The sequence below is a fragment of the Ectothiorhodospira magna genome (assembly GCF_900110965.1).
GTDB lineage: Bacteria > Pseudomonadota > Gammaproteobacteria > Ectothiorhodospirales > Ectothiorhodospiraceae > Ectothiorhodospira > Ectothiorhodospira magna.
The window spans coordinates 1-19,154 of the sequence record NZ_FOFO01000003.1; the positions used below are offsets into that span (position 1 = coordinate 1).

At 62.6% G+C, this 19,154-nt stretch carries 21 protein-coding genes and 2 pseudogenes; 17 read left to right on the plus strand and 6 right to left on the minus strand.

Annotated elements, in window-relative coordinates; translation table 11 throughout:
* Positions 1–322: 322 nt before the first annotated feature.
* Positions 323–552: pseudogene (locus BMX62_RS01735) on the plus strand (type II toxin-antitoxin system Phd/YefM family antitoxin); the annotation flags it as partial.
* Between the two features lie 357 nt (positions 553–909).
* Here BMX62_RS01735 and vapC read toward each other — a convergent pair.
* The 3 genes and pseudogenes from vapC to BMX62_RS01750 all read right to left on the minus strand — a co-directional run.
* Positions 910–1,311: a type II toxin-antitoxin system VapC family toxin gene (gene vapC / locus BMX62_RS01740; protein ID WP_090203130.1), complete on the minus strand. Its 402-nt coding sequence runs from the start codon at positions 1,309–1,311 to the stop codon at positions 910–912.
* A complete protein-coding gene (locus BMX62_RS01745) occupies positions 1,308–1,502 on the minus strand; it encodes a type II toxin-antitoxin system VapB family antitoxin (protein ID WP_008933105.1) in 195 nt (64 codons plus the stop codon). The genes vapC and BMX62_RS01745 overlap by 4 nt, the downstream gene beginning before the upstream one ends.
* A 296-nt stretch (positions 1,503–1,798) precedes the next feature.
* Positions 1,799–2,133, minus strand: a pseudogene (locus BMX62_RS01750) (inositol monophosphatase family protein); the annotation flags it as partial.
* Between the two features lie 67 nt (positions 2,134–2,200).
* Between BMX62_RS01750 and BMX62_RS01755 the strand changes: the two are divergent.
* Positions 2,201–2,593, plus strand: coding sequence for a hypothetical protein (locus tag BMX62_RS01755; RefSeq protein WP_090203133.1), 393 nt, complete (start codon positions 2,201–2,203; stop codon positions 2,591–2,593).
* Between the two features lie 45 nt (positions 2,594–2,638).
* Here the strand turns inward: BMX62_RS01755 and BMX62_RS01760 are convergent, their stop codons facing one another.
* The 3 genes from BMX62_RS01760 to BMX62_RS01770 all read right to left on the minus strand — a co-directional run bounded on the left by BMX62_RS01760 (position 2,639) and on the right by BMX62_RS01770 (position 6,828).
* Entirely contained in the window at positions 2,639–4,528 is a 1,890-nt protein-coding gene (locus BMX62_RS01760) for an AMP-dependent synthetase/ligase (RefSeq protein ID WP_090203137.1), read from the minus strand.
* 123 nt (positions 4,529–4,651) lie between these two features.
* The gene (locus BMX62_RS01765) at positions 4,652–6,040 is read right to left on the minus strand and encodes a pyridoxal phosphate-dependent decarboxylase family protein (RefSeq protein WP_090203140.1); all 1,389 of its coding nucleotides are present in this window, start codon (positions 6,038–6,040) and stop codon (positions 4,652–4,654) included.
* Positions 6,037–6,828, minus strand: coding sequence for an inositol monophosphatase family protein (locus BMX62_RS01770; RefSeq protein WP_090203143.1), 792 nt, complete (start codon positions 6,826–6,828; stop codon positions 6,037–6,039). Before BMX62_RS01770 ends, BMX62_RS01765 begins: the two co-directional genes overlap by 4 nt.
* Positions 6,829–6,909: 81 nt before the next feature.
* Between BMX62_RS01770 and trmJ the strand changes: the two genes are divergently transcribed.
* From trmJ to hisS, 15 genes are all read left to right on the plus strand, one after another.
* Entirely contained in the window at positions 6,910–7,674 is a 765-nt protein-coding gene (gene trmJ, locus BMX62_RS01775; RefSeq protein WP_420795797.1) for a tRNA (cytosine(32)/uridine(32)-2'-O)-methyltransferase TrmJ, read from the plus strand.
* A 71-nt stretch (positions 7,675–7,745) separates the two neighbouring features.
* Entirely contained in the window at positions 7,746–8,549 is an 804-nt protein-coding gene (cysE, locus tag BMX62_RS01780) for a serine O-acetyltransferase (protein ID WP_090203147.1), read from the plus strand.
* A gap of 55 nt (positions 8,550–8,604) precedes the next feature.
* On the plus strand, positions 8,605–9,108 hold the full coding sequence (locus BMX62_RS01785) for a Fe-S cluster assembly transcription factor (protein WP_090203150.1): 504 nt from the start codon (positions 8,605–8,607) through the stop codon (positions 9,106–9,108).
* A 20-nt stretch (positions 9,109–9,128) separates the two neighbouring features.
* Entirely contained in the window at positions 9,129–10,352 is a 1,224-nt protein-coding gene (locus BMX62_RS01790) for an IscS subfamily cysteine desulfurase (RefSeq protein WP_090203153.1), read from the plus strand.
* 60 nt (positions 10,353–10,412) lie between these two features.
* The gene (gene iscU, locus BMX62_RS01795) at positions 10,413–10,817 is read left to right on the plus strand and encodes a Fe-S cluster assembly scaffold IscU (RefSeq protein WP_090203156.1); all 405 of its coding nucleotides are present in this window, start codon (positions 10,413–10,415) and stop codon (positions 10,815–10,817) included.
* Positions 10,818–10,834: 17 nt separating this feature from the next.
* Positions 10,835–11,158, plus strand: coding sequence for an iron-sulfur cluster assembly protein IscA (gene iscA / locus BMX62_RS01800; protein ID WP_090203159.1), 324 nt, complete (start codon positions 10,835–10,837; stop codon positions 11,156–11,158).
* Positions 11,151–11,720, plus strand: a complete 570-nt coding sequence (hscB, locus tag BMX62_RS01805) for a Fe-S protein assembly co-chaperone HscB (RefSeq protein WP_090203163.1) — start codon at positions 11,151–11,153, stop codon at positions 11,718–11,720. Before iscA ends, hscB begins: the two co-directional genes overlap by 8 nt.
* A gap of 44 nt (positions 11,721–11,764) precedes the next feature.
* A complete protein-coding gene (hscA, locus tag BMX62_RS01810) occupies positions 11,765–13,636 on the plus strand; it encodes a Fe-S protein assembly chaperone HscA (protein WP_090203168.1) in 1,872 nt (623 codons plus the stop codon).
* A 24-nt stretch (positions 13,637–13,660) separates the two neighbouring features.
* On the plus strand, positions 13,661–13,999 hold the full coding sequence (fdx, locus tag BMX62_RS01815; RefSeq protein WP_040405983.1) for an ISC system 2Fe-2S type ferredoxin: 339 nt from the start codon (positions 13,661–13,663) through the stop codon (positions 13,997–13,999).
* 17 nt (positions 14,000–14,016) lie between these two features.
* Positions 14,017–14,214, plus strand: coding sequence for a Fe-S cluster assembly protein IscX (iscX, locus tag BMX62_RS01820; protein ID WP_090203491.1), 198 nt, complete (start codon positions 14,017–14,019; stop codon positions 14,212–14,214).
* A 204-nt stretch (positions 14,215–14,418) separates the two neighbouring features.
* Positions 14,419–14,850, plus strand: a complete 432-nt coding sequence (gene ndk, locus BMX62_RS01825; protein WP_008933117.1) for a nucleoside-diphosphate kinase — start codon at positions 14,419–14,421, stop codon at positions 14,848–14,850.
* 93 nt (positions 14,851–14,943) lie between these two features.
* Positions 14,944–16,065 (plus strand): dual-specificity RNA methyltransferase RlmN, encoded by a 1,122-nt coding sequence (gene rlmN / locus BMX62_RS01830; protein ID WP_090203171.1) that lies wholly within the window; start codon positions 14,944–14,946, stop codon positions 16,063–16,065.
* On the plus strand, positions 16,062–16,829 hold the full coding sequence (gene pilW / locus BMX62_RS01835) for a type IV pilus biogenesis/stability protein PilW (protein ID WP_090203175.1): 768 nt from the start codon (positions 16,062–16,064) through the stop codon (positions 16,827–16,829). The genes rlmN and pilW overlap by 4 nt, the downstream gene beginning before the upstream one ends.
* A gap of 1 nt (position 16,830) precedes the next feature.
* Positions 16,831–17,763 (plus strand): helix-turn-helix domain-containing protein, encoded by a 933-nt coding sequence (locus BMX62_RS01840; protein WP_090203178.1) that lies wholly within the window; start codon positions 16,831–16,833, stop codon positions 17,761–17,763.
* A 62-nt stretch (positions 17,764–17,825) separates the two neighbouring features.
* Positions 17,826–19,121, plus strand: coding sequence for a histidine--tRNA ligase (hisS, locus tag BMX62_RS01845; RefSeq protein WP_090203181.1), 1,296 nt, complete (start codon positions 17,826–17,828; stop codon positions 19,119–19,121).
* Positions 19,122–19,154 lie beyond the last annotated feature (33 nt).

The following is a 19,154-nucleotide window of genomic DNA, read 5'->3' on the forward strand; positions in this document are numbered from 1 at the left end:
CTATGCGGTTTCTGTCCGTCGGCTCGCACTTTTGCGCTCGGGCTTCCTCCAGACAGACCCTCACGGGGCTGCCCTTGCCGTCGGCTAGTAGTTACGTTGGTCCACAGTGTGGACATCACAGGTACTCCTACAGGGGACTTTCACCCCATCAGTTCATGCCCATGCCGGGCGTACACAATCACATCAAATTCGCTCCCTTCGGTCGCCGGACGCTCGTACCTCGCGCCGTTTATGTGGGGCGTTATTATGCTGGGCGTTCATCTTGACCTGCGTACTCAAAAGCGTACATTTGGTGAGAGTTTTAACACTCAAGAGGTGCGTCATGACCGCAATCTCAGCAACTGAGGCGCGCAGAGCAACCTTTATCGGTTGATTGACGAGACCGCCGAATCCCACCAACCAATCATCATCATGGGTAAGCGGAACAAGGCTGTCCTGGTCTCCGAGGAAGACTGGTCTGCAATCCAGGAAACGCTTTACCTGCTCTCCGTACCGGGTATGCGGGAGTCTATTCGTGAGGGAATGGACACCCCCGTGGATGGATGCGATGAGGTGCCAGCTTTGATTCATGAATGCTCCCCCTGCTCACTTGCAGAGGTATGGTTTGACGAAGATGACGGCAATATCTATCTAAACTTGAACAGGGTCGCCACAGAGGAAGATTTGGAAAACGACAGTTATCTTGAGTGTGAAGGGCAGACAATAGAAACCGTTCAGATCCAGGTTGCGTTCTGCCCTTATTGTGGTGAAAAGCTGTCGGTCGGTAAGGAAATTGTTGTACCCAACTTCCAGCACTACAACTTCGGCAGAAAGAAATGAGCACTCATGATCTGTCAGTCAACTTCGCGTCTGCGGCGACAGACGGCTTACACTACGCTCCGCTCCGTTGTAGCCTCGGTTATTGAGGCGTTACGTTTCCGGCAGCGCTGAGACCAGGCCGAGATGATCAACAAAAGGAATGAAATCGCGGTCAGTGAAAAGCAAGGGCAACTTCTGCTCAATGCAGTAAGTCGCAATAATCACGTCCGTAGTTTTTCGGATAGTTATTCCTTTTTTGCGCAGTGCTCGGTAATTCTCTGCGCACTTCTCGGGCATGTCTTTTCCAAACATTTCAAGCTGGTCCAGCGTCATTAGGCTTTGCTTGGTCGTGCGGTATTCCCGGTCGTCCCGGATTCCCTGAAGAATTTCCAGAAATATCAAATCCCCCATGGCAACGACGCCCTCAACAATAGCAGCGTCAAGAGCATCGGTGTGCCGGCTCTGAGTGCCGTTAAGGTAGTCGATCCAGACACTGGTATCGACCAATATCATTTGCCGCCTCGCATTTCGTCAAGGTCGCCTTCCCACTTGATTCGACCTCGGAGCTTGCGAATTTCCTGCTGCTGGCTACGTCGCACCAGAAGCTTAAGCCCTTGTTCTACAACTTCTCTTTTAGTGCTCAGGCCAGAGGCTTTAAGGGCATCCATCATTAGCTTGTCATCTATAACAATGTTGGTTCTCATAAATCACCCATGTGTATTAATATCTTCTATATACACACCCTAGCATAGGCAAAGAAACATAACAATCGGATCCACAGCGAGTTCGAATGCCGCTATCCTGCGCAGCATCAATCCTTCCTGTGCTGGATCGGTTTTTCGGGTGATGAAATCCGGGCGTGAGAGTGACAGCGATAGCACGCCGCGCAAAGCGCGGCGCATCGAGCCATTTGGAAGTCCTGGTATGGCATTGGCCGAGGATCAGGAAGATCGGGGGGTATTCGAGGAACGGGCTTCTCGGCCGATAAACCCGTGCAATTTCACGCCCGGTTCACTACCGGATTGAGCCGCTGCAGCATGCCTTTGAACACCTTGGGGCCGGCGGCCACCACGTTGCCGGTGGCCAGATAGTCGGGGCCGCCCTTGAGGTCGCTCACCAGACCGCCGGCCTCCTGTACCATCAGTACGCCGGCCGCCATGTCCCACTCCACTCGTGCAGGCCGATTTCCCAGAAACCATCCAGTCGACCGGCGGCCACATAGGCCAGATCCAGTGAAGCCGCCCCGGCGCGACGCACGCCGGCGGTGCCCGGCAGCAGGACGCTCAGGGTGCGCAGGTAGTAGTCCAGGTTCTGGTCTTCCCGCAAGGGGATGCCGCCGATCTTCCCTGTGGTGTTGTACAACGGCTCGAAGCGCTGGACGGCGAAGGCGGACATTTACCGGATGATCCGGCCGGAACCGCCGGTGTTCCTGCGGGTCTATCAGCCTCACCTGCGCTACTATCTGGTGAACGAATCGGCTTTCACCGAGGACGAGTTGGCGGAGTGGGATACGCCGCTGAGCGGGATTTTCGAGGTGGAGAAGGCTTCGAAGGACGTGGAGGCCCTGCAGGGCGCGGTGAAACGGCTGGCGGCGCGCATCCGGGCACACCCGGAGAGGGCCCGGCTGGACGAGGTGATCACCCGTTGGCTCAAGCGTCACCTCAGGCGGCTGGGTGCCGAGGCGGAGCAGGCGCTGGAACAGATCAACAGTTTGGTGGAGCTCGCGGAGGTCATGCGGTTGGTGATGGTGAATGCGGAGGCAAAGGTCATGGCGCGGCTCCCTCCTTTGCAATAGCATCAAACAGGCCGACCCGCTGGCAGCCTTCGAGGAAGGCCTGTTTCACTTGAGCTGGCGGTTGATGATCTCGCTGTACTTTCTTTCGATCACGTGGCGCTTTTTCTTGAAGGTGTTGGTGATTTCCTCTCCCGGGGTGAACTCCTTGTCCAGGAAGTAGATGCTGTGCAGTTTCTCGTGGGGCTTGAAGCCCTTGCGTGGGTGGAGCAGTTTGTTCATCTCGCCGCGCAGGCGATCCAGAAGGTGCTTGTCCTTGAGGGCATCGCCGGTCTCACCGACGATCTGGTTGTACTTTTCCTGGACGAATTCCCTGAGCTTTTCCATGTCGGGCACGATGAGGGCGCCTAGCCCCTTCTTGTCCTGTCCCACCAGGACGGCATCCTTGACGAAGGGGAACATGGACAGAGTGGCCTCGATGTTGGTCGGGTCCACGTTCTCGCCGCTGGCGAGGACGATGATGTCCTTGGCCCGGCCGGTGATGACCAGTTCTCCGGTCAGGGTCATGCGCCCCAGGTCGCCGGTGCGCAGGAAGCCGTCGGGAGTGAAAGCCTGGGCGTTGGCCGCCTCGTTGTCGTAGTAGCCCTTGAAGACCTGGGCGCCCCGTACCTGGATTTCACCTTCAATGCCCGGTGGCAGGGGCCGGTTGGCCTCGTCGGTGATCCGCAGTTCCGTTTCACCCACCGCCGGACCCACGGTGCCGAATACGTCGCATTGCAGACCCCGCCCGGCAATCCCGGGTGAACATTCGGTCATGCCGTAGGCATTGATGATGCGGATGCCGATGGCGTCGATCCATTCGTCCAGATAGGGCGGCAGGCTGCCGCCGCCGCTGATGGCGGCCTTGAGACGGCCGCCGAACTTTTCCTGGACCAGACGGAATTTCTTGCGTGCCAGCAGGTTGGGCAGGAAGAGCAGGACATTGCTCAGGGCCGCCCGGGTCTTGTCCCCGGCCTGTCGCAGGAGCGGGGGGTTGGCGAACACCGGCAACTGATTGTTCAGGATGCGCTGATTGCGCCGGTAGGTGGCGGATACCCGCACCAGCAGGTTGAAGATCCGGGCCTTTTTCGGGTCCTTTTTCTTCAGTTCGGTGGTGATGCGGGTGTGCAGGGCTTCCCACACCCTGGGCACCGTGGCCACCAGGGTGGGCCGGTAGGTTTCCAGGTCCTGGGCAAAGGTCCGGATCGAGGAATAGACCAGGCAGCTGCCGCGGGCGATGCCGATGTATTCGGCGGTCCGTTCGAAGATGTGCCAGGAGGGCAGGATCGACGCCCAGACGTCCGTCTCGTTGAGGGCAATGAGCGGGGGCAGGGTGCGGATGTTGTGCATGATGTTGCTGTGATCGAGCATGACCCCCTTGGGGGTGCCGGTGGTGCCCGAGGTGTAGATGATGGTCAGCAGGTCTTCCGGCTGGATGGACTCCGCCAGCCCCTTGAACCATTGGATGTCCCGGGGTTCGATGGTGCGGTCCGCCAGGATTTCCGTATAGGACACTACCTTGTGGAACCAGGTGTTCTTTTCCGCCCCCACCATCACGAACAGGCCCCGGGGCTTGAGGCTGCTCAGTAGTTCCTGATGGGCTTCATAGACGGCGTCCGTTTCGACAATGATGAATTCGGCGCCGGAATGGTTGACGATGTATTCGATCTCGCCGGCGGGTGTATCGCAGCCCCTGGGTACGCTCACCGCGCCCAGGGCCTGCAGGGCCATGTCGGTGACGATCCAGGCGTAGCGGTTGTCGGAGAGCAGAAAGACCTTGTCGCCCCGGCGGACCTTGCTGGCCTTGAAGGCCCGTGCCAGCAGCAGTACGTCTTCGAAGAATTTTTCGTAGGTGACCCGGAATTCCTCCTCGCCCACCCGGTAGATGAAGGCCAGGCGATCATTGAAGCGCTCATGGCTGTCGAGGAAGGTGTGAAACAGGGTAGGGGCATGGGGCATGATGGGCTCACGGAAGAGGCGGCATCCCGGTGGGGCGGACGCAGTGGGCGAAGGGGCAATCTATGCCACGGCCCTCAATAAAAACAATGATGCAGGCCATTTTATGACCTGACTGCCAGGGCTTCAGCCGTACAGCAGATCCCTGACCACCTGGTATACCGTCATGACATCTTCCCGGGTGCAGTCAAATTGCCCCACCTGGACCCGGATGACAAACCGGTCCTGATGCCGGGTCTGGGTGAGGTAGATCTGGCCATGGTCGTTGATGCGGGTGAGCAGGGCCTCGGTGGCGGCGTCACCGTCCTTGAGGGCGAAGCTGAACAGGGACAGGGTCGGGGGGGTGATGATCTCCACGTCCGGCAGCGAGGCCATGGCGGTGGCCAGCGCTTCCGACCAGGCAATGTGGTCACGGATGCGGCGGCGCAGGCCCTCCAGACCATGGGCGCGCAGGGTGAACCAGATCTTCAGGGCCCGGAAGCGCCGCCCCAGGGGGACCGTCCACTCGTTATAGTTGGTGATCTCCGACTGCCCCAGGGTTTCCAGGTAATCGGGTCGCAGGCCCAGGGTGCGGACCTGGGGGACGGGATCGGCCAGGAACTGGATGGAGCAGTCCATCTGTATGCCGAGCCATTTATGGGGATTGAAGACGATGCTGTCGGCGCCGTCGATGCCCGCCCAGAGGTGACGAAACTCCGGGCAGATCATGGCCGATCCGGCCCAGGCGGCATCCACGTGGGTGGGCAGGCCGTGGGACTTGGCCACTGCGATGGCCTCCTGTAGCCGGTCACTGGCGCCGATGCCGGTGGCACCCACGCAGAGGATGACGCCGGCCGGTCGATGGCCGGCGGCCAGGTCGGCCCGGATGGCCCTGTCCAGGGCCGTGGTGTCCATGGCGTGATGGGCGTCGGTGGGGATCTTGATCAGATTGTCCTGACCAATGCCGGCGATGCGGACCCCCTTGTCGATGGACGAGTGAACCTGGGTGGAGGCATAGAGACGCAGACGGGGCTGTGCCGGGAGTCCCGCCGTGTTGCCCTTCCAGGCCAGGGCCTTTTCCCGCATGGTGAGTATGGCCGAGAGGGTGGCGATGGTGGCGGTATCATGGATGGTGCCGGTGAAGTGGGGGGCCAGTCCCAGGGCATCCCGCAGCCAGCGGATCATCACGGTTTCCATTTCCGTGGCGGCGGGGGAGGTCTGCCAGAGCATGGCCTGGGCGGCCATACTGTTGGCCAGCTGTTCCGCCAGCATGGAGGCCGGCGCGGCGTTGCCGGGGAAGTAGGCAAAGAAGCGGGGATGCTGCCAGTGGGTCATGCCCTCGGGTACGATCCGGGTGAAATCCTCAAAAATGGTCTCCAGGGATTCGGGCTGTTCCGGCGGGGTCTGGGGCAGGCAGGCGGCAATATCGCCGGGTTGTGTCTGTGCCCGCACCGGTCGGTCCCGCAGGCTGTGATGGTATTCATGGGTCCAGTCGGCGGCGCGCTTGGACCATTGGCGCAGGTCGTCGTGATTCATGCCCGATTCACCACCGGATTGAGCCGCTGCAACATGCCCTTGAACACCTTGGGGCCAGCGGCCACCACATTGCCGGTGGCCAGATAATCAGAACCGCCCTTGAGGTCGCTCACCAGGCCGCCGGCCTCCTGTATCATCAGCACGCCGGCCGCCATGTCCCACTCGTGCAGGCCGATTTCCCAGAAACCATCCAGTCGACCGGCGGCCACATAGGCCAGATCCAGTGAAGCCGCCCCGGCGCGCCGCACCCCGGCGGTGCCCGGCAGCAGGACGCTCAGGGTGCGCAGGTAGTAGTCCAGGTTCTGGTCTTCCCGGAAGGGGATGCCGGTGCCCAGCAGGACGCCGGTCATGTCCCGGGGCTGGGTCACGCGAATGCGTCGATTGTTGAGGGTGGCACCGGCGCCGCGGCTGGCGGCGAACAGTTCTTCCTTGACCGGATCGTAGACCACCCCGTGTTCCAGGCGTCCCTTCTGTTTGAGGGCGATGGAGACCGCGTACTGGGGGATGCCGTGGAGGTAGTTGGTGGTGCCGTCCAGGGGGTCGATCACCCACTGGAATTCCTCGTGGCTGCCCTGGGTGCCGCTTTCTTCCGCCAGAATGGCGTGACCGGGGTAGGCCCGGTGGATCACGCGTATAATCTCCCGTTCCGCCATGCGATCCACTTCGGTCACGAAGTCATTGGGTTGCTTGTCCTGGACGGTGAGGGTATCAAGCCGGTCCGCATGGCGCACGATGACCTGTCCCGCGGCGCGGGCCGCCTTGACGGCGATATTGAGCAAGGGATGCATGGAAGACTTCCGGGATGGGCTGGGAAACAGGACCGCGACCATGCAGGCCGCGGGGAGATCAAAGAAGATACGTGGCCATAGATGATAACTGAACCCATGGAATTACTGAATCCGGTCCGGATCGTGCTCGTCAATACCTCCCATCCGGGCAATGTGGGCGGGGTGGCCCGGGCCATGAAGAACATGGGCCTGTCGGACCTTCGGCTGGTGGCTCCCCAGGATTATCCCAGCGCCGAGGCCACGGCCCGGGCATCCGGGGCCGATGACCTGCTGGCCGATGCCCAGGTGGTGGATGATCTGGACGAGGCGCTGGCGGGGTGTCGCCTGGTGCTGGGTACCAGTGCCCGCCAGCGTACCCTGCGCTGGCCCGAACTGGACCCCAGACAGGCGGCGGCCAGACTGCTCGAAGCCGTCCCGACGGGGCCGGTGGCCGTGCTGTTCGGGCGAGAGCGGACCGGGCTGACCAATGAGGAACTGGATCGCTGCCAGGCCCTGATCCATATTCCGGCCAACCCGGAATACAGCTCCCTGAATCTGGCGGCCGCCGTGCAGGTGCTCAGTTACGAGCTGCGCATGGCCGCCCTGGCCCATGCGCCCGCATCGGCACCGGCGCCCACCGGTGGGGAACTGCCCGCCAGTCATGAAGAGCTGGAGCGGCTGTATGCCCATCTGGAGGAGACGCTGTTGTTGCTGGAGTTTCTGGATCCGGACAACCCCAGGCACCTGATGCGGCGGTTGCGGCGCCTGTTTGCCAAGGCCGATCCCACCATCAATGAGGTGAACATTTTGCGGGGCATCCTGACCCAGGCGGCCAAAGGCCCGCCGGAACATTCTGGCAAGCCCTGAAGATCGGGGTACAATGAGGCCCAAAAGACCCATGCCGGCCCTGTGTTCTGGACCGGCCATCAGGACTCTTCATGTTTCAGCGCCTGCGCGACGATATTCGCTGTGTCTTCGACCGGGACCCCTCTGCCCGGCATACCTTCGAGGTACTCACCACCTATCCGGGACTCCATGCCCTGCTGCTGCATCGCTTGAGCCACGGGCTGTGGCGGCTGCGTCTGTGCTGGATTGCCCGCTATCTGGCTTTTTTGGGGCGCTGGTTGACCGGAATCGAGATTCATCCTGGGGCCACCATTGGCCGACGTTTTTTCATTGATCACGGTATGGGGGTGGTGATCGGCGAGACCGCCGAAATCGGCGATGACTGCACCCTCTACCACGGCGTGACCCTGGGTGGCACCTCGTGGGGCAAGGGTAAGCGTCATCCCACCCTGGAGAACAATGTGGTGGTGGGGGCGGGGGCCAAGATCCTCGGTCCCATCCGCATCGGCGAAGGGGCCAGGGTCGGTTCCAACGCGGTGGTGCTGCGGGACGTGCCCCCGGGGGCCACGGTGGTGGGCATCCCCGGACGCATCATCACGCCCAGAAGTGACGAGGACCGACGCAGGGAGGACATGGCCCTGAAGATGGGGTTCGATGCCTACGGTACCACCCAGGACATGCCGGACCCGGTGGCCACGGCCATCACCCGCATCCTGGATCATTTGCATACCCTGGATCAGCGCATGGACGAGAACTGCCATGCCCTCAGGGCCATGGGGGCGCAGGTGGATGACTCCCACATCCAGGAAATCCGGGCCGATGAACTGGGGGATCTGGCCAGTCTGCCCTCTCAGGGGCAGACGGGGGCCGGGTCACCAGGGCGCGGCAATACTTGACTAAAAAGGTTGGGTATGAGTAGCATACCCGGACGGATTCTATGGGAGAGAGGCAATGAGACTGACAACGAAGGGGCGCTATGCCGTGACGGCAATGCTGGATCTGGCGATCCACAACGATCAAGGGCCGATCTCCCTGGCGGATATCTCAGGCCGACAGGGTATCTCACTATCTTATCTGGAACAACTGTTTGCGCGCCTGAGAAAGCGTGGTCTTGTGGTCAGCACCCGTGGTCCCGGCGGGGGCTATACTCTGAGCAGGCCGGCGAATGAACTGGCCATTGCCGATGTGATTTCAGCGGTGGACGAGAAAGTGGACACCACCCGCTGCGGCGGCACCGTGGACTGTCAGGACAGCCATCGCTGTCTCACCCATGATCTGTGGTCCGATCTAAGCGCCCAGATCCACAATTTTCTGGCCAACATCACCCTGGCCGATGTCATGCGCCGTAACGGTGTTCAGGAAGTGGCCGCCCGTCAGGACAGCATCATGTCACGCCCGCCTGCCGGTAGCCGCAGTGGCGCCGGCGCCGGGCTTGCGTCCCAGTCCGTGGAATAAACAGGTCCAGGAGTGAAGCCGTGAGCGAGAACAACCGACCCATCTATCTGGATTATGCCGCCACCACCCCGGTGGATGAACGGGTGGCGGAAAAGATGGCCCGCCATCTCACCATCGACGGCCTGTTCGGTAACCCGGCCTCCCGTTCCCACCCTTTTGGCTGGGAGGCGGAAAAGGCGGTGGAGGAAGCCCGCGAGCAGGTGGCTGCCCTGGTGGGCGCCGATCCCCGGGAGATTGTCTGGACCAGCGGCGCCACCGAGGCGGATAACCTGGCCATCAAGGGCGCGGCCCATTTCTATCAGAAAAAGGGCCGCCATATCGTCACCATGAAGACAGAGCACAAGGCCGTTCTGGACACCTGTCGCCAGTTGGAGCGGGAAGGCTTTGAGGTGACCTACCTGGACCCGGAACCCAATGGCCTGCTCGACCTGGGCCGGCTGGAGGCCGCCCTGCGTGACGACACCGTGCTGGTGTCCGTGATGCACGTGAACAACGAGATCGGCGTGATCCAGGACATCGAGGCCATCGGCAATCTCACCCGTGCCCGCGGCATCCTCTATCACGTGGATGCGGCCCAGTCCACCGGCAAGGTGGACATTGATCTGGCCAGGCTCCCCGTCGACCTCATGAGCTTCTCCGCCCACAAGAGCTACGGCCCCAAGGGCGTGGGCGCCCTTTATGTGCGTCGCAAGCCCAGGGTGCGGATCGAGGCCCAGATGCATGGCGGCGGCCATGAGCGGGGCATGCGCTCCGGTACCCTTGCGCCCCACCAGATCGTCGGCATGGGCGAGGCTTTTCGTATCGCCCGGGAAGAAATGGCCCAGGAAAACCAGCGTCTGCGCCTGTTGCGGGACCGTCTCTGGGCTGGTCTTTCGGACATGGAGGAGGTCTATCTCAACGGCGATGCCGAGCGCCGGGTGGCGGGCAGCCTCAATGTCTCCTTCAATTTCGTCGAGGGCGAGAGCCTGATCATGGCCCTCAAGGATATTGCCGTGTCCTCCGGCTCCGCCTGTACCAGTGCCAGCCTGGAACCTTCCTATGTATTGCGCGCGCTGGGTCGTGAGGATGAACTGGCCCACAGTTCCATCCGTTTTTCCCTGGGGCGCTATACCACCGAGGAGGATATTGAGCGCACCATTGCTCTGGTCCGCGGGGCGGTACAGAAGCTGCGCGAACTCTCGCCGCTTTGGGAAATGTATCAAGACGGTGTGGACCTGAAATCGGTGGCGTGGGTCGCCCATTAAATCCTGCGCAATGCGCCCCGTGGGGCGTGAAGATATTTTTATCTGGAGAGGTAACCGGAAATGGCCTACAGCGACAAAGTCATCGACCACTATGAAAATCCCCGCAATGTGGGTTCTCTGGACAAGGCAGACCCCCAGGTGGGCACCGGCATGGTGGGCGCCCCGGCCTGCGGGGATGTGATGAAACTGCAGATTCAGGTCAACGATGCCGGTGTTATTGAAGATGCCCGGTTCAAGACCTACGGCTGTGGATCCGCCATCGCCAGTTCCAGCCTGCTGACCGAGTGGATCAAGGGCAAGACCCTGGAGGAAGCCGCGGCCATCAAGAACACCGAGATTGCCGAGGAACTGGCCCTGCCGCCGGTGAAGATCCATTGCTCGGTATTGGCCGAGGATGCCATCAAGGCCGCCATTGCTGACTATCGCAAGAAATCCGGCGGCGCGATCGACGCTGAAACCGCCTGAGAAGGAGAGCAATCGTCATGGCCATCACATTGACCGACACCGCCGCCGACCGGGTGCGCAACTTCATGGAAAAGCGGGGCAAGGGCCTCGGCCTGCGCCTGGGGGTGAAGACCACCGGGTGCTCCGGCATGGCTTACATCATGGAGTTCGTGGACGAACTGGACGAGGGTGATACCGTCTTCGAAGACAAGGGTGTGAAGGTGGTGATCAACCCCCGCAGCCTGGTCTATCTGGACGGCACCGAGCTGGATTACACCCGAGAGGGTCTCAACGAAGGGTTCCGGTTCAAGAACCCCAACGAGAACTCCCGCTGCGGTTGCGGAGAGAGCTTCAATGTCTGAGCCGGGGGCGTCCAGCGGTCCGTTGCTGGATTTTGGGCGGGATTACTTTGCCCTGCTGGGCCTGCCGAGGCAGTTTTCCATTGATCGGGAGGCCCTGTCCCGGGCCTATCGCACCCTGCAGATCGAACTGCACCCTGACCGCTTTGCCAAGGCGCCGGAGGCCCAGCGCCGTCTGGCGGTGCAGGGAGCGTCCCATGTGAACGAGGCCTATGCCACCTTGCGGGACGACACCCGGCGGGCACGCTACCTGCTCGGTCTGCGGGGCGTGGCGGTGGATGACGACCGGGCCACCGCCACCGATCCCGACTTTCTCATGGACCAGATGGCGCTCCGCGAGACCCTGGAAGCGGTGCCGGATGCCGCCGATCCCTTTGCCGCCCTGGATCGGGCGGCGGCGGACATCGATGGTCGTCACGATGCTCTGATCAGGGCCTTCGAGGCCGCCTGGGCCGCCGATGACCTGGAACAGGCCCGGGAGCAGGTCCTCAAGCTGCGGTTCTTCAATCGTCTGCGTGAGGAGTTGGAGCGCATCCGCGAGCGTCTGGAAGACGACCTGCCCTGAACCGGGGTATCCCCCAGAAACCATCAAGACGGATTCAACTTGCCATGGCGCTATTGCAGATCTCCGAACCCGGCATGTCGCCGGACCCCCATCAGCGACGTCTCGCGGCGGGGATCGACCTGGGGACCACCAATTCCCTGGTGGCGACCGTGCGTAACGGGGTGGCCGAAACCCTGCCCGACGAGACCGGCCTTCACCTGCTGCCTTCGGTGGTGCATTACGGTGCCGGGGGGCAGGTGCTGGTGGGGCATGAGGCCCGGCGCCTGGCTGCCCTGGACCCCCTCAACACCCTGTCTTCGGTCAAGCGCCTGATGGGGCGCGGCGTGGGCGATCTCAAGACCCTGGCCGGGCATGTTCCCTACGATTTCGCGCCGGGCGAGGGCGGCGTGCCCCGCATCCGTACCCAGGCCGGGGAGGTGACCCCGGTGGAGGTCTCCGCCGAGATCCTCAAGGCCCTGCGCGGGCGGGCAGAAGCCTCTCTGGGCGGGGATCTGGACGGGGCCGTGATCACCGTGCCCGCCTATTTCGACGATGCCCAGCGCCAGGCCACCAAGGATGCCGCCCGCCTGGCCGGCCTGAACGTGTATCGTCTGTTGAACGAGCCCACCGCCGCCGCCATCGCCTACGGTCTGGATCAGGGCCATGAGGGCCTGATCGCCGTGTTCGATCTGGGTGGGGGGACGTTCGATATCTCCATCCTGCGCCTGCACAAGGGAGTGTTCGAGGTCCTGGCCACCGGCGGCGACAGTGCCCTGGGAGGGGATGATTTTGACCGCGCCATCGCCGCCTGGATGATGCAGGAGGCGGGCATCGAGGGGGACGCGGGGCATCACCGCATGCGCCAGCTCATCCTGGATGCCTGCGCCGTCAAGGAAGCCCTCACCGATCGTGACGAGGCCCAGCTGCGGGTGGCCCGCTCGGACTCCGAATACTGGACCGGCTGCATGACCTGCCACCAGATGAACTGTCTCATCGACCCCCTGATCAGCAAGGCCCTGTCCGCCTGTCGGCGGGCGATGCGGGATGCCGGGGTGAGCCGCGAGGAGATCACCGACGTGGTCATGGTGGGCGGTTCCACCCGGGTGCCGAGGGTGCGGGAGCGGGTCGGGGAGTTCTTCGGCCGCGAACCCCGGGTGGACATCGATCCGGACAAGGTGGTGGCCGTGGGGGCCGCCCTGCAGGCGGACATCCTGGCCGGTAACAAGCCCGGCGACGAGATGCTGCTGCTGGACGTGATTCCCCTGTCCCTGGGCATCGAGACCATGGGCGGCCTGGTGGAGCATCTGATCCCCCGCAATACCACCATCCCCGTGGCCCGCGCCCAGGAATTCACCACCTTCAAGGATGGTCAGACGGCCATGGCCCTGCATGTGGTTCAGGGCGAGCGGGATCTGGTGGACCACAACCGTTCCCTGGCCCGTTTCACCCTGTCCGGGATTCCGCCCATGGTGGCGGGGGCCGCCCGGGTGCGAGTGACCTACCAGGTGGATGCGGATGGCCTGCTCAATGTGACGGCCCGGGAAATGGTCAGCGGGGTACAGGCCGGCATCGAGGTGAAGCCGTCCTACGGTCTCACCGACGGCGAGATCGAGTCCATGCTCACCGATTCCCGCAGCCATGCCGCCGAGGACATGCAGGCCCGTCGCCTGCGGGAACAGCAGGTGGAGGCGGACCGGGTCCTGGAAGCCCTGGAATCGGCCCTGGCCGCCGATGGGCATCTGCTGGATCAAAGCGAGCTGGAGGGCATCCGCACGGCCAGTGGCACATTGCTGGAGGCGCGCCGGGGAGAGGATCACGAGGCCATCCGCCGGGCCATTGCCGAGGTGGAGAAGGCCGGCGAATCCTTCGTCGCCCGGCGCATGAACGAGAGCGTCCGCAAGGCCATGTCCGGCCATCGTGTCGAGGAATTCGAATAAACCCAGCTGGGAGTGAACGACCACATGCCGCAAATCATCTTTCTTCCCCACGAGGAGATCTGTCCCGAGGGGGCTGCCGTCGAGGTGGAGTCCGGGACCTCCATCTGCGATGCCGCCCTGGCCAACGGCATCGAGATCGAGCATGCCTGCGAGAAGTCCTGTGCCTGCACCACCTGCCATGTCTATGTGCGGGAGGGACTGGACAGCCTCGATGAGGCCACCGAGGACGAGGAAGACCTGCTGGACCGGGCCTGGGGCCTGGAGCCGGATTCGCGCCTCTCCTGTCAGGCCCGCGTGGGGGATCGGGATCTGGTGGTGGAGATTCCCCGTTACACCATCAATCAGGTGTCCGAGCATCACTAGGAGGCTGCCCCATGCGCTTGAAATGGACCGATAGTCTGGACATCGCCCTGGCCCTGCAGGAGGCCCATCCGGACGTGAATCCGGCCCAGGTGAATTTCGTCGACCTGCGCAACTGGATCATGGCCCTGCCGGATTTCGAGGATGATCCGGAGCGTTGCGGCGAGCGCATCCTGGAGGCCGTGCAACTGGCCTGGATGGAGGAGTACGACGGCTAGGGCTGCCGTTCTCCCGCGATCGGTTTTTCCTTCCGGAGCCGGGCTTGTCCGTGCCGCCTTCGGTGCCGGGTCATTGTCTGTCACCCGCCCCGCAAGGTAACATTCCCCCTCTGCATCACGATGCAATCTTCTTCCCTTGACGCAGGTCATGACGGCCTGCGTTGCAATCTTGCACTTCCATATCCCATATCGGAGTTCCATTCCATGGCTGTTGAACGCACCATTTCCATCATCAAGCCCGATGCCGTCGCCAAGAACGTGATCGGCGAGATCTACAGCCGCTTCGAGAAGGCCGGCCTGCGCATCGTTGCCGCCCGCATGATCCAGCTCAGCCGCGAACAGGCGGAAGGCTTCTATGCCGTGCACAAGGAGCGCCCCTTCTTCAATGATCTGGTGAGCTTCATGATCAGCGGTCCGGTGATGGTGCAGGTTCTGGAAGGCGAAGACGCCGTTGCCAAGAACCGTGAACTGATGGGTGCCACCAATCCCAAGGATGCCGCCCCCGGCACCATCCGCGCCGATTTCGCCGACAGCATCGACGAGAACGCCGTGCACGGCTCCGATGGCGCCGACACCGCCGCCCAGGAAATCGCTTTCTTCTTCAAGCCCGAAGAACTCTGCCAGCGCACCCGCTGACGGACGGCGTCACGCCGAACCGGGGGCGGGTTTGCCCGCCCCCGGCAGGGGCTTGCCCCACCGCTTTTCCGGCCACCGCCGGTGGATAGATCCATGAATGAAAGTACCAAGACCAATCTGATGGGCATGACGCGGGAGGAACTGGCCGGGTTCTTCGTCGCTCACGGCGAAAAGCCCTTCCGTGCCGTGCAGGTGCTCAAGTGGATCCACCAGCGGGGCATCACTGATTTCGCCGCCATGACGGACCTGACCAAGGGTCTGCGGGCCTGGCTGTCCGAACAGGCCGAGGTCCGTGCCCCCGAAATCGTCATGACCCAGGCCGCCCGCGACGGCACCCACAAGTGGTTGCTGCGGCTGGACGACGGCAATGGCATCGAGACCGTGTTCATTCCCGAGGAAGGTCGCGGCACCCTGTGCGTGTCCTCCCAGGTGGGCTGCGCCCTGGACTGCAGCTTCTGTTCCACCGCCCGTCAGGGTTTCAACCGCAACCTGACCGCCGCCGAGATCATCGGCCAGCTCCATGCCGCCCGTGGCCATCTGCAACCGGAAGAGGGGCAGAGCCGGGTGGTGAGCAACGTGGTGCTCATGGGCATGGGCGAACCCCTGCTCAATTTCGAACCCGTGGTGGCGGCCATGTCCCTGATGCTGGAGGACAACGCCTACGGCCTGAGCAAGCGCCGTGTCACCCTCAGCACCGCCGGCGTGGTGCCGGCCCTGGACCGGCTGCGGGAGACCGGTCTGCAGGTGGCCCTGGCCCTGAGCCTGCATGCGCCCAATGACGCCCTGCGCGATCAATTGGTGCCCCTGAACCGCAAGTATCCCATTGCCGACGTGCTGGCGGCCTGCCGTCGTTATGTGGGCAACGGGGGTCATCACAGCCGGGTCACGGTGGAATATGTCCTGCTCGACGGGATCAACGACAGCCAGGCTCAGGCCCGGGAACTGGCGGCCCTGTTGCGGGACGTACCCTGCAAGGTCAATCTGATCCCTTTCAATCCCTTTCCGGAAAGCCGTTACCGCCGCTCCAGCGTCGCCGCCATCGACCGGTTCCGGGACATCCTGGTGCAGGCCGGTTATACCACCATCACCCGCCGTCCCCGGGGCGACGACATCGACGCCGCCTGCGGTCAGCTGGTGGGACGGGTGGAAGACCGGAGTCGCCGTGAATTGCGTTTTGCCCGGCAGGACAGTCCTTCGGGAGCTGCGTCCCCATGAAGCCGATCCTTGTTTTCCCCGGTCTGACGCTCCTTGGCAGTCTGGTCCTGGCAGGCTGTGCGGCCATGCCCCAGGTGGACGAACGGGAGCAAAGAGCCGCTCAGGTGAACATGGAACTGGGCCTGCACTACATGCGCAACAACGAACTGGAGCAGGCGAAAACCAATCTGGAACGGGCCCTGAGACAGCACCCAGGGTCGGCTCAGGTTCAGGCCGCCTATGCCTTGTTGCAGGAACGCCTGCGGGAACCCCGTCTGGCCGATCAACACTTTCGTCGGGCTCTGGACCTGGAGCCGGGCAATCCCATGATACAAAATAACTACGGCACTTTTTTATGTCGCCAGAATCGTTTAGAGGAAGCCGACAAGGCTTTCCGGGCTGCTGCGGATCATCCGCTGTATCCCACCCCGGAAGTGGCCTGGACCAATGCGGGAGTCTGTGCCCTCAAGACACCGGATGAGGCGTTAGCAGAAACCTATTTTCGTCGGGCACTGGAGCTCAACCCGCGCCATTCTGCCGCCTTGTATGAGATGATGCGCCTGACTTTCGAGAGTGGACGGTATCTGCAGACCCGGGCTTATCTGCAGCGGCTGACCGAGCGGGTGCCTCATACCCCGGAGACCCTCTGGATCTGCTACCGGGCAGAACTGGAACTGGGTAACCGGGATACTTCGGGGGTATGTGCCCTGCGCTTGAAGAACGATTTCCCGGACTCAGAACAGACCTCACGACTGCTGGAAACCGAATCCCGTGGCGGACGATAGTATGCAACAAGAAGATCGGGACATTCAGACTGCGGCAACCCCCTCGCCGGGCGGTTTGCTGCGGGCTGCCCGCGAACAGGCCGGGATGAGCCGTGAAGACCTGGCGGCCCGCCTGCACTTGCCCCCCAGGGTGATGGAGGCCCTGGAAGAAGATCGTTTTGAACAGTTGCCCGAGCCCCCCTATGTGCGGGGCTATTTGCGGGGCTGCGCCAAAGTGCTGGAAGTGGACGCCGAGCCCATGATCAGTGCTTTGGAGCAGGCCACCGGCGCCCTGCGGGAACGACTGGAAATTGCCCCCTCGGCGATGAGGGGCCATGATGATGACGCCACCCCTGCTGCGGCGGCCACGGGCGGCGGGCGCTCCTGGTCCATGATCATGATGATCGGGCTGGTGCTGATGCTGGTGCTGGGTCTGTTGCTGTTTTCCAGTGTCTGGCTGCGTGATCCGGTGGAGCCGGGGGGCAGTGGCCCGGAGGAGCCGGCCCGGGTGTACCCGGAGCCTGCTGTTGCCCCATTGGCCACCCGGGTGGTCCCTCCCAGTGAGTCTTCTGCTGAACCCCGGGACTCGACGCCGACGCCGCCGGTCACCCCAGAGGCGCCGGAGCCACTTCCGCCCCCAGAGACGCCCCCGTCCTCAGAGGCCACTGCTGCTCCGGCTGCCGCTGAACCACCGCCTCCCCCAGCAGGTCAGGGTCGTCTGGTATTACGCTTTGAGGAAGACTCCTGGGTGGAAATCACCGATGCAGCGGGGGGCCGGCTGCTGGTGGGATTGATGCGCAAGGGGTCCGAGCGGCGTATCGAAGGGGCGGTGCCCATCCGGATATTTCTGGGCAATGCCCCAGGCGTCCGTCTGACTTTTAACGGTCAGCCCATGGACATGTCTGGAGATACCCGGGCCGATAATACCGCCCGTTTCACTGTGGGGCGGCGCTAAGGACCGTCCGGGCGGCATGTTGCATGCCGTCGTTTCGAACCTTTGATAAAGATCCTAAATTGATGAGCAGGCAGATTAAATCCATCCGGGGGATGCATGACATCCTGCCCGAGTACACTGGCGCTTGGCAGTGGCTGGAATCCACCCTGAGGGATGTGCTGGCCGGCTATGGCTATCAGGAAATTCGCCTGCCCATCGTGGAGCATACAGAACTGTTTGCCCGCTCCATCGGTGAGGTCACCGATATCGTTTCCAAGGAAATGTATACCTTTGAGGACCGCAACGGCGACAGTCTGACCCTGCGTCCTGAAGGTACGGCCAGCTGCGTCCGCGCCGGCGTGGAGCATGGCTTGCTACATAACCAGCAGCAGCGGCTGTGGTACATGGGGCCCATGTTCCGCCATGAACGCCCTCAGAAGGGCCGCTATCGCCAATTTCATCAAATCGGGGTGGAAGCCTTTGGCATGGCAGGGCCGGACATCGATGCCGAGTTGATCCTCATGACGGCGCGGATGTGGCAACGGCTCGGACTGGATCAGGTACGGCTGGAACTGAACAGCCTGGGGTCCGCCGAAGCCCGTGCCGCCTATCGTGAGCATCTGGTGGCTTATTTTCAGGCCCGTCAGGATCAGTTGGACGAGGAATCCCGCCAACGGCTGCACACCAACCCGCTGCGCATTCTGGACAGCAAGAATCCAGACCTGAGGCCGCTGATCCAGGAGGCGCCCAGCCTGCTGGACCATCTGGACGAGGCCTCAAGCGTCCACTTCCAGACCCTGCAGGCTATTCTGACCCAGGCGGGGGTAACATTCACCCTCAACCCCCGCCTGGTTCGTGGTCTGGATTACTATGGCCGTACCGTATTTGAGTGGGTCACCGATGCCCTGGGTGCCCAGGGCACCGTCTGTGCCGGTGGGCGTTATGATGGTCTGGTGGCTCAACTGGGGGGGCGGGCCACGTCGGCAGCCGGTTTTGCCATGGGCGTGGAACGTCTGCTGAGTCTGCTGGAAGACGCCGGTCGTCTACCTGCGCCTCCGGCGCCCCAGGTGTATCTGGTGCTGGCAGGGGCAGATACCGTGGCGCCAGGCATGGCCCTGGCCGAGACCTTGCGCTCAGCCCTGCCGGGCCTGCGGTTGCTGGTCAATGGGGGAGGCGGTAGCCTCAAGGCCCAGTTCAAGCGGGCTGACCGTAGCGGTGCCACATGGGCCCTGATCCTGGGTGAGACGGAACTGGCCGCCGGGCAGGTGTCGATCAAGCCGCTGCGCGACCCGGAACGTCCCCAGATGACCGTATCCATGGATGATCTGACTGAACGTCTTCCCGAACTGCTGGCGCTGTCAGGCCATATTCATGGCTGAATCAGACCATACTGACCATTTTTGAGGAGAACA